Raw genomic sequence first — 3,398 nt, forward strand, 5'->3', positions numbered from 1 at the left:
CCCGCGGGGGGGCGGTTTGTTGTTCTCCCGCCCGCGGGCGGCCCCCCCCCCCACAGCCGGGGCCCCCGCGCCGGGACCACGGTACGGAACGTCAGACCGCCGTCCGCTCCACGGGGATCCACAGCTCCGCGTCCGCCCGCGCCCCGTCCTGTGACAGCCGGGTGCGCAGGATCTCCGGACCCGGCCTGCTCTGGTACGGATTGGACGGGAACCACTGCGTGAAGACGTCCCGCCACAGGTACTGGAGCGCCTGCGGGAACGGCCCGGAGTTCTCGAAGACGGCCCATGTCCCCGCCGGGACGGCGAGCGTGTCCAGGTCCTCCGGCGCGGCGGCCCCGGTCACCACCCCGTGGTAATAGTCGAGTTCGGTTCCCTCGGCCCGGCTCGGGTCGAGGTTGTCGCTCACCCCCAGGATCCCCTCCGGCTCCTGATCGGACAGAGCGGCGATCCGCCGTATCGCCTCCTGGCCGATCCCCCGGATGAACTCCGCGATCCCCGGATTCACCCCCTCATGGACGAGCGGAACACGGACCTTCTTGCCGACCACCTGGAACCGCTCCTTCTCCACGACCCGGTATCGCATGCTGCTGCTCCCTTCGACGATGAGGCGGAAGGACATCCGCGGCTGGGAGCTCAGCGAGGCACCCGCCCGCCGGGCCTCCCCCGGGCCCACACCGTGCATGGCCCGGAAGGCCCGCGCGAACGCCTCCCCCGAGCCGTAGCCGTAGCGCACCGCGATCTCCAGGAGCGTCCGCTCCCCGGCGAGCACCTCGGCCCCCGCGAGGGTGAGCCGTCTGCGCCGGATGTACTCCGACAGCGAGATCCCCGCCAGCGCGGAGAACAGCCGCCGGAAGTGGTACTCCGACGTCATCGCGATCCGCGCCAACTCGGCCACCTCGATCCGCTGATCCAGGCGCGACTCGATGTGGTCCAGGGCCTCGTTCAGCCGCTCCAGCACCCCGGTCTCCTTCCTTGACGCTGATCACGTTAGGAAGTCGGCACCCTGCCGGACCCGACAACCTGTGCCCGGTCCGGTCGGGTACGCCAGTTCGCCGAGAGCCGTCCCGGCCATCTCTTTGCCCGGGTTCTACCGTGGGTTCATCCGTACGTCCGTTCGGTCACCGTTTCATCACAACGCATACACGACTCTCCCACTTCGCCGCGCCCGCGCCGGATGATGCACCCCACCATCCATGCACCTGGGAGACACATGGGCACCCGCACCGTCGAAGCCGCGGCAGTCATCGCCATCACCCTGCTCCTGACCGGCTGCTCCAACGGCGGTGACGCGCACGACAAGAGCACCCCGAGCGGCACCCCGGCCGCCGCCGAGAAGGCCGAGACCACCCGGGCCTGTGTCGATGCCATCGCCGACCGGGCCGCCGCCCACAAGGGCGGAGCGGTCCGCTCCCACCCCGTCCCCGCGCCCTGCGCCCGGCTGTCGGACGCCGACTATCTGGACGCCTATATGAAAGGTCTCGAGCAGGCGCACCGCGCCGCCCGGAAGACCTCTCAGGGGGAGACCGACAAGGCGGCCGACGGCGGGGGAAGCTGACCCGAGGCCCGGTCCGCCACCCGGTCCAGATGGTCGGCGCAGGAGACCCGTGCGCTCGACCGGGAGCCGTCCGGGCAGAGGACGTTCTCCCAACTCGTCGTCGAGATATCGGCATCCCGCAGCCGCGCGCCGCGGAGGTCGGAGTCGGACACCGTGGCTCCGGCCAGATCGGCGCCGCTCAGATCCGCTCCGTTGAGGCCGACATGGGTGAGGGACGCCGCCCGCAGATACACGCCGTCCAGCCGTGCGCCCTCGAAACTGACATCGGTGAGCAGACCCCTGCCGAGCCTGGCGCCGCTCAGATCGGCGCCGCGCAGATCGACCTGCGAGAGGGTGGCGGAGGTGAGGTCCGCCCGCCGGAGGTCGGCGCCCCGCAGATCGACGTTCTCCAGCGACACCGCGGCCAGCCGTGCCGCGTAGAGATTTCCGCGCCGCAGATTGGCCTCGGACACCAGCCCGGTCAGGGTGGAGCGTTCGAGATTGACGCACCGCAGCTTCTTCTGCCACAGGTCGCCACCGGCCACGGTGCGGCTGGACAGGTCCCTGCCCGTACGGCCGGAACAGCTCCGGCCGTGGTCGTCGTCCTCCCCGCACCCGGCGAGCAGGGCCGAGGACAGCGCGGTCACGACGAGGCAGGAGAGCGAGCGGGGCCACCGCGTGGTCACTTCCGGCGGGCGTCGTCGCGGATCCTGGTCACGTCCAGCACGAAGTCGTCGCTCATCGGTGCCCTCTCTGCTCTCCTCGGCTTGGGCGAGGGGTTCATGCGGCGTGCACGGTGATGTCGTCGTAGGACTCCAGGCGGGTCCAGCGGGGTGCGGCGCGCCTTCCGGCGGTGAGCCGGTCGGCCGCCGGGAGCGGGCCCAGGTCCAGGGCGGTGAGGCGGGCGATGTCGGAGACCGGCACCTGGAAGGTGCGGAACGCCCCGAGCGGGGGAGGGTCTCCGGCTCGCGCGGCCTCCGCCATGACCCGGGCGGCGGCGTCCCGGCTGAGGTCGGGGCTCTGGTCGAGCACATAGGCGGTGGACGCCAGCTCACCGTCCTGCATGAAGGCGGCGACCTTCCAGAACCGGAGCGGCACCTGGATGCCCCGGTAGGGCGGATCGGAGTCCTCGAGCACGGGCCCGGTGAACACCGTCAGCTTCCTGTCGAACTCCTCGGCGTGGTCCAGCAGGAAGTTCTCCAGCCCCTGCCAGAGCTTCTTGCCCTGGTTGAAGACGTTCATCTGGGGAGCGGCGTTGGTGTAGTGGAAGGTGTCGTCGTTCGCCATGGACGCGTCCGGACCCCATACCGGATCGAGGCGGCGGACCAGATGTCCCTTGTCCAGCGGGTTGTCCTGGTAGACGGGGTGACCGGCCTGCTGGGCCTCGGGCAGACGGGGGTCGAAGCGCCATTCGTCCTCGCGTGGCACATCGACGAGATGCGCGCCGTCGATCGTGACGGCCGTCGCCGCGGCCAGCCGCCGGTCCGGGCGGAAGACAACGCTGAAGTTGGTGTAGGGCAGGACCGTTGTCTCGGTGTCGGGGCCGGTCGGGCGGGGCAGCGGCAGGGAGGGGCCCAGGAAGCGCTCGTTGTAGCCCTTGCGGTCCACCAGGGATGCGGGGCTCGTGGTTTCCGCGTTCTGCGGGGGATCGGGGGGAGTGGCCATGCCGTTGTCGGTACCGTGCCACCCGATCACATAATCGGACTGGACCTCCCATACCGCCCGTATGGTCGAGCGGACTCGCCCCACAAGGCCACATCACGGCGGCCAGACAGCACCCTTACGACGTCGGGGGGGGCGCCGGGGGGGTAACGAGGGGGCGCCCGGGCCCCCGGGGGGGATATGGGGGGCCCCGCGGGCGGGG

4 protein-coding genes are annotated in these 3,398 nt (G+C 71.0%); 1 reads left to right on the forward strand and 3 read right to left on the reverse strand.

Annotated features, from left to right (window positions below):
- Positions 1–91: 91 nt before the first annotated feature.
- Complete coding sequence (locus ACFXB5_RS50810; RefSeq protein ID WP_385222192.1) at positions 92–958, reverse strand: GyrI-like domain-containing protein; 867 nt, start codon at positions 956–958, stop codon at positions 92–94.
- A 252-nt stretch (positions 959–1,210) separates the two neighbouring features.
- On the opposite strand from ACFXB5_RS50810, the gene ACFXB5_RS50815 reads away from it, so the two are divergent.
- Positions 1,211–1,555, forward strand: a complete 345-nt coding sequence (locus ACFXB5_RS50815; RefSeq protein WP_385222194.1) for a hypothetical protein — start codon at positions 1,211–1,213, stop codon at positions 1,553–1,555.
- Here the strand turns inward: ACFXB5_RS50815 and ACFXB5_RS50820 are convergent.
- Both ACFXB5_RS50820 and ACFXB5_RS50825 read right to left on the reverse strand, forming a co-directional pair.
- On the reverse strand, positions 1,513–2,220 hold the full coding sequence (locus tag ACFXB5_RS50820) for a pentapeptide repeat-containing protein (protein ID WP_385222197.1): 708 nt from the start codon (positions 2,218–2,220) through the stop codon (positions 1,513–1,515). The two genes, ACFXB5_RS50815 and ACFXB5_RS50820, sit on opposite strands and share 43 nt — an antisense overlap.
- A gap of 94 nt (positions 2,221–2,314) precedes the next feature.
- On the reverse strand, positions 2,315–3,199 hold the full coding sequence (locus ACFXB5_RS50825) for a DNA/RNA non-specific endonuclease (protein ID WP_385222199.1): 885 nt from the start codon (positions 3,197–3,199) through the stop codon (positions 2,315–2,317).
- Positions 3,200–3,398 lie beyond the last annotated feature (199 nt).

Origin of the sequence: Streptomyces sp. NPDC059455 (assembly GCF_042750115.1) — a bacterium.
In the GTDB taxonomy this organism is placed as follows: domain Bacteria; phylum Actinomycetota; class Actinomycetes; order Streptomycetales; family Streptomycetaceae; genus Streptomyces; species Streptomyces endocoffeicus.

Coding starts and splice junctions, on each gene's coding strand:
- ACFXB5_RS50815 (WP_385222194.1), top strand. CDS start 1,211: ATGGGCACCCGCACCGTCGAAGCCGCGGCAGTCATCGCCATCACCCTG.
- ACFXB5_RS50825 (WP_385222199.1), bottom strand. CDS start 3,199: ATGGCCACTCCCCCCGATCCCCCGCAGAACGCGGAAACCACGAGCCCC.